5 protein-coding genes are annotated in these 6,594 nt (G+C 65.1%); 4 read left to right on the top strand and 1 reads right to left on the bottom strand.

The genetic code is table 11. The features are described 5' to 3' along the window. Positions 1–167: 167 nt before the first annotated feature. Positions 168–1,223 carry a glycosyltransferase family protein gene (locus V3572_RS03520; protein ID WP_332109589.1) on the bottom strand — a complete coding sequence of 352 codons (1,056 nt, stop codon included), beginning with the start codon at positions 1,221–1,223 and terminating at the stop codon, positions 168–170. Between the two features lie 207 nt (positions 1,224–1,430). Here V3572_RS03520 and V3572_RS03515 point away from each other — a divergent pair, with 207 nt between their 5' ends. From V3572_RS03515 to V3572_RS03500, 4 genes are all read left to right on the top strand, one after another. After that, positions 1,431–2,822 (top strand): sigma-70 family RNA polymerase sigma factor, encoded by a 1,392-nt coding sequence (locus V3572_RS03515; protein WP_332109588.1) that lies wholly within the window; start codon positions 1,431–1,433, stop codon positions 2,820–2,822. A gap of 186 nt (positions 2,823–3,008) precedes the next feature. Next, positions 3,009–5,144, top strand: a complete 2,136-nt coding sequence (locus tag V3572_RS03510; protein ID WP_332109587.1) for a molybdopterin-containing oxidoreductase family protein — start codon at positions 3,009–3,011, stop codon at positions 5,142–5,144. A 13-nt stretch (positions 5,145–5,157) separates the two neighbouring features. Continuing rightward, a complete protein-coding gene (locus V3572_RS03505) occupies positions 5,158–5,718 on the top strand; it encodes a 4Fe-4S dicluster domain-containing protein (RefSeq protein ID WP_332109586.1) in 561 nt (186 codons plus the stop codon). Positions 5,719–5,912: 194 nt separating this feature from the next. Continuing rightward, positions 5,913–6,594, top strand: a 682-nt coding sequence (locus V3572_RS03500; protein ID WP_332109585.1) for an HPP family protein, incomplete at its 3' end; no start/stop codon positions are given.

The raw sequence follows: 6,594 nt of genomic DNA, 5'->3' as shown, positions 1-6,594 counted from the left end.
TCCCTCCCCCTTCAGGTTTCGGGAAACCGTCTTCGGGGAGCAACCCATGTCCCCGAAACGGCAAGCGCCCAGGTGAAGACGGCCCTTCTTCTGGCAGGGCTCTCTTCCGACGAACCCACTACCGTCATTGAACCTCTCGCCGCAAGGGACCACACCGAACGGATCTCCTACGCCAGGGGGAGTCGGCCGGTTTTGACGAAGTCTTCGACCAGTCCGAACACCAGTTCGTTACCCCGGAAGGTGGCGGCCTGGATGGCGGTACGCCGGGCGGGCAGTTCGTTTTCGAAATTCTGGATCATGGCCGCATCCAGGTTTTTCATGTCCAGGTAGCGGCCATAGCCGAGCTTTTCCAGGTAGGCGGCGTTGATGTGTTGTTCCACGGCCCCGCCCACGGGCAGGGAGATGACGGGTTTGCCGTAGTAGAGGGCCTCGGAGATCAGGTTGTGGCTGCCGCCGCAGATGACGTAGGCGCAGGTCGACAGATCAGCCAGAAGCCCCTCTTCGGAATAGCCCCGGAAGGTCAGGTTCCCGTCCACGCGGTCCACCTTGTAGCCGTAGACCCGGCATTCCCGGGGCAGGGTTTTGAGAAACGGCACGAAGGCGTCGCAGATGGAGCAGCTTTGGTAGACCAGGATGTGGTCGCCGCCCGAGGGCGTGTGGCGGAACACGCTGTCGCGCAGAAGCGGCGGCGCAATGCGGGCGCGAAGGCCCGGTTTGACCGGCGGCTGGTAGAAGGAGATGGAAAGGTAGTCCGTGCAGTTGCTGAAAAGCAGGCGGATGGAGGCCAGGATGCCGTAATAATCCAGGCGTATGCTGGCCGGGATGTCGTGGACGCAGGAAGAGATGACGTGTTGGTGGTCCAGCGACAGGCAGGGGACGTTCGCCCTTTTGGCCGCGATGGGCACGAAATATTCGTAGTCGGAGATGGCCGCGTCGGGCTTGAACTCGTCGATAAGCCGCGCCAGGCGGTCCAGCTCCCGGCCGCGCCGGGCGAAGGTGCGCGCGGCCAGCCCCAGGGTGGCCAGGGTGTCCACCTTGTAGTTTTTGTAGCGGGTGCCGGGGTTGGCGAAGCGCTCCACGCGCCATTCGCGGGAGAGCAGCCCGGCCCCTTCCTCGCTTGAGACGAACAGGAATTCGTGGTGCGGCAGATGCCGGGCGAGGACCGTGGCCCGGATGGCGTGGCCGTGCTGGGAGCCGTGCACCCCGTAGAGGATTTTGGCCATGTGGTCTCCTTGGCGTGGCGTGAAAACGGCGTGGCGCACGTCGCGCGCCGCGAGGGCAGGCCTACCGGGAAACGGGCGCAAGGGCAACCGGCCCGGCGGCCGTCCCCGGGCCGGCGACACCCCTTGCCTTTGTTGCCGCTGTCCTGGTATTTTCAGAAAGCGTGACCCTTATTGCGGCGGGATCGCGCGGCAAAAGGCGGCGGAAACATGGACACCACCCCCATCGGCGAATTGGTGCGTCTGGCCCGGTCTGGCCAGGCGCGCGCATGGCGGACCCTGGCCGAGCGGTTCTATCCGTCGGTCCTTGGCATCGCCCGGCGCAGGCTCTCCGGAAGTCCCTTGGCCGAGGACGCCGTGCAGGAGGCCTTTCTGGCCGCGTTTTGCGCCCTTGGCTCACTGCGCGAACCCGAATCCTTCCCGGCCTGGATGGCGGCCATCGTACGCAACCAGTGTACGCGGCTGGCGCTCGGCCAGCATCCCGCCCAATCCCTCGAAGACGTCAGCCAGGACGAGGCCTTTCCCCTGGCCGAAACCGGCGACCCCGCCCAGGGGCTCCACGAGGCCAGACTCCGGGCTGCCTTCGACGCGGCCCTGGAGGCCCTGCCCGGGCATCTGCGGGAGGTCGCCCGGCGGCATTACGGCCAGGGCCAAACCAGCGGGGACATCGCCTCGGCCCTGGGGCTTGGCGAGGGCACGGTGAAAAAGCGGCTGCACGCCGCCCGGGAGATTTTGCGGGAGAAGATGCTGCCCTACGGCGGGGCGGGCATCTTGCGCGTGGGCTACATGCCCATCACCGACCATCTGCTGCCCATGGCCGCCCAGGAGCTTTTTCGGGACCGGCCCTTGCCCGTGGCCCCGCGCCGCTATCTCTCCTGGCAGGCCCTGACTGCCGACCTGCGCCAGGGGCGGGTGGACGCGGCCTTCATCATGGCCCCTCTGGCCATGCGCCTGGCCGCCATGGGCGCCGATCTGGCCCATGTCATGGACGCCCACCACGACGGCAGCTCCCTGTCCGTCTCCGCCGAGGGGCCCATGCGCCGCCTGGGCCTGCCCGCACCCTACAGCACCCATCAGGTGCTCCTCGACCACCTGGCCGCCGCCCGTCCCGAACTGGCCGACCTGAGCCTGTCAGTCATCAGCCCGTCCTACGCCATCTCCTCCATGCGGGCCAAAAAGATCGACGCCTTTTTTTGCGCCGAGCCCTGGGGGGCCAAGTGCGTTCAGGAAAAGCTCGGCCGGACCATGCTTTTCTCCAAGGACATCCTGCCCGGGCACACCTGCTGCATCCTGGCCGTGCGCCGGGATTTCGCCAGCCGCCACGGCGAGGTGGTCCGGAAGTACGTACGCACCTTGCTGGCCGCCCGGGACAGGGTTCGTGACGATCCCGGCCTGGGGGCCGGAATCCTGGCCGCCTGCACCGGCGTGGCCCGGGATGTGGCCCATTCGGTCCTGTCCGGGCGGCTGGTCACCTTCGACGACCTGCGGCCCCGCCCGGAACGCATGGCCGTGTTTTTGCCCATGATGCGCCACGCCGTGGGCGGCGCGGCCGCAGCCCCGCCCTTCGACTTGGCCCGGTTCGTCTGCCCGGATTTCGTCTGAGCCTTCCTAGCGCACAACGCGGCGCCGCACGGCCCCTTTTGTAAAAATTCTTTTCCCCAGGCGGTAACTTTTCGTCCCGGGAAACGCTCTTTCCTGGAAAGGGCGGCACACATGCGGCACGCCGGTTCCTTTCCCCACGCGCCCGGGGCTGCATGACGAGCACATTTTTAACGGAGGAAACGCAATATGCACCGAAACGAATGGATTCCCACCGTCTGTTACCAGTGCAAGGCGGAGTGCGCCATTTTAGCCCGCGTCGAGGACGGCGTGGTCAAGGAGGTCAAGGGCAATCCCCTGGCCAGGGGCAAGATGTGCGTCAAGGGCATGGCCGGCATCACCACCCTGTATTCCTCGGAACGCCTCAAATATCCGCTCAAGCGGGTGGGCGAGCGCGGAGAGGGCAAGTTTGAGCGCATTACCTGGGACGAGGCCATGGACATCATGGAAAAAAAGCTGCGGGAGCTGCGGGAGCGCGGCGAGGCCCACACGTTCACCTATTCCATGTTCCCCCACTCCACCAGCGACCCCAAGTGGCGCTTCGTCAACGCTGCGGGCGGCTTCATCTCCACCGGCCTGCCGCACTGCGACTCGGGCAAGATCATGGCCCATCTGCACACCTTCGGCTGCTTCCCCAACCACCACATCGCGCCCATGTATTATACCGTGCCCAAGGGCGGACTCATGATCCTCTCGGGCAGGCATCCCTTCGGCTGCCTGGACGACGCCTGCGTGCCCCGGGACATCCTGGGGGCCAAGGATCGCGGGGCGAAGCTTGTGGTCATCGACCCCCTCTTTCGCACCGAGGCCTCCAAGGCCGACTGGTGGATCCCCATCAAGCCCGGCGGCGACGCGGCTCTGTTTTTGGGCGTGTGCCACTACCTGCTGACCAACGACCTCTACGACAAGGCCTTTTGCGACAAGTGGGTGCGGCCCGGGGACATGGAAAAGCTTTTGGAGTTCATCAAGGACAAGACCCCGGAGAACATGAGCCGCATCTGCGAGGTTCCGGCCGCAGACATCGTCAGGCTGGCCAAGATGTGCGCCGAGGCCAAAAGCGTGTGCATCGACGCTTTTAAGTCCATCATGTACGGCAACGCCATGGACTGGGGGCATGTCTGGAGCATCCTTTTGGTCATCACCGGCAACCTGGACAACCCCGGCGGGCAGCCCCTGCCCGAGATCGCGCCCATGGCCCCGGTCACGCCCGTGCCCCCGGCCCCCAACCTCAAGGAACTGGGCTATCACCGCACCGGCCCGGACAAGGACAGGTTCGACCACTACAACTTCATCCTCGAACCCACCTGGTACGCGGCCCAGGCCGTGAAGGATGGAACCCTCAAGGTCTTTTTCGCCTCGGAGTGCAATCCGGCCCTGTCGGAGATGGGGTCCGGGGAATGGCGCAAGGCCATGACCATGCGCGACGAAAAGGGCGACTACAAGCTGGAGCTGTTCGTGGTCACGGAGATCATGCCTTCGGAGACCATGAAGTGGGCGGATCTGGTTTTGCCGGACCAGACCAACTTCGAGCGCTGGGAGCTTTTGTACATGCCCTGGTGGTACAACTACGGGCATACGGCGGCCCTGTGCCGCCCGGTCATCGAGCCCCTGGGCGAGACCCGGCACGCCAACCGGGTGATGATCGAGCTCGGCAAGCGCATGTTCCCGGAATACTTCGCCTTCAAGGACGACGTGGAATACTACGACATCGAGCTTTCGGGCGTAGGCATGTCCATGCAAAAGCTCCTGGAGAACGGCGGCCTGTGGTCCCCGGGCACGGCGGGCTTTCGCAAGTATGAGGACGCCGGGAAGTTCAACACCGCAAGCGGCAAGATCGAACTGGAATGGAAGATGTATGCCGATATCGGGCAGCAGTGGCCGAGTCCCGAACTGCCGCTGGAGTTTCGCCGGGGCGAGAAGGAGTTCCCCTTCATCCTGGTGAACTTCCGCACCATCTTCTTAAACAACACCGGGGCCTGGTCCCAGAATAACGCCCAACTGCGCGACCCGGTCTCGGGCCTGGACGCCAATCCCGTGGTCATAAATCCCATCGACGCCACGCGGCTTGGCATCGCCGAGGGCGACATGGTCACCGTGGCCTCGTCTACAGGCCAGGTCCGGCTGCCCGTGGCCCTGTCGCAGCGCATAAAGCCCGGCTGCGCCGGGCTGATCCACGGCTTCGGGCAGACCATGGGCAAGGTGGCGTCGCGGGGGAACTGGGCCGGAGACAACGAACTGATCGCCGACGCCGGATCGCACCTGGACGAGCAGGACCTGCGCGGCGGCGAAGCCCACGTGGCCACCCGCGTGAACATCCACAAGTAGGGGGAAACACGCCATGAAACAGCTCAGCATCATGGTCGATCTCGACCGCTGCATCGGCTGCAAGACCTGCATCGTCGCCTGCCGCAACCATCACGGCCTGGTGGACCACGAAAACGCCATGCCCGGGGAGATGAGCCATTACATCCGGGTGGAAAACGAACTCACGGGAACCTATCCCGATCTGGCCGAGGACTTCTGGGTGGTCATGTGCCAGCACTGCAAGAAGCCGCCGTGCATCAAGGCCTGTCCCTCCGGGGCCATCGCCAAGGACGTCCAGACCGGCATCGTGCGCATCGACAAGGCGGCCTGCACCGGCGCGAAAAAGTGTCTGGCCAAGTGTCCCTACGACGTCATCCAGTTCGACGCTACGGGCAATTTCGCCCACAAGTGCGACCTGTGCTACGACCGGGTGATCCACGGTCTGGAGCCGGTGTGCGTGGAGGTCTGTCTGGCCGACGCCTTGCGCTTCGGCGAGAAGGAAATCCTGCTCATGCAGGCCGAGGCCGAGGGCAAGGCGCTGATCAAAAAGCGCAGCACCCAGTCCATCCTGTATGTGAAAAGCCCCAAGCGGTAGTGTGGCGTTCACAAAAAACACGTCTGTTTTTTGTGAATAAAAATCATAAATTCAGTGTGTTGCTGCTTGTTTGGTCATAACGGGAAGTGCCGAGCGCAACACGGGGAAAATCGGCGGCGGGTCGGGCGGACCGTGAGGGGTTCGCCCGGCCGCGCCATGCGCGCAATCGGCGGGAACAGTCCGGGGGACAGCCCATGATCCAGATACGCCTCAAGCCGCCGTGCCGCAGGGAATTTCGTAAAGACGTCTACGGGCCGGGGGTCATCTCCCTGTCGCGGTTGATCTGGGGATCGGCCGGGGCGGGGCTTTTTTTGTTTCTGACGGCGCTGGTGTCCGAGGCCTGCCAGGTGGGGGTGCTCTATCCGCCCCTGGCGGCCACCTGTTTCATCAGCGCGGCCTGCGCCTACCTGCGGGTGGCCCGGCCCCGGCAGGTCATCGCCGGACATTTCGTGTCCACCGTGGGCGGGCTTGCCGCTGTCTTTGCGGTGAATTGGGCGGTGTCCGACCCGGCCCTGGCCCTGCCGCTGACGCTCGGGCTGGCCGTGGCCCTGGCGGCGGCGCTTATGCAGATTTTCGACGCCGACCATCCCCCGGCAGCGGCCACGGCGGTCATCCCGGCCATTTTGCCGCTGCCCGCCGACACGCTGGTTATGCCCGTGCATATGGCCTGGGGGGCGGTTTTGGTGGTGATGTTTTCCCTGGCCTGGAACCGGGTGTGGTTCGAGTTTCCGGCCCCGGAGGAGGGGGCGTGCCGGACCCGGCGGCTTTGCCTGGAGCGGATCGAACTGGCCGGGCTTGGCCTGTGCGCGGCGGCGTTTATGCTCATGGCCCTGCGGCCGGTGTCCGCGCTGTGCTACCGGGCCGGGATGTGGGTGA

Origin of the sequence: Desulfolutivibrio sp., from assembly GCF_036584575.1 — a bacterium.
In the GTDB taxonomy this organism is placed as follows: domain Bacteria; phylum Desulfobacterota; class Desulfovibrionia; order Desulfovibrionales; family Desulfovibrionaceae; genus Desulfolutivibrio.
This window is presented reverse-complemented; position numbering and strand designations above follow the sequence as displayed.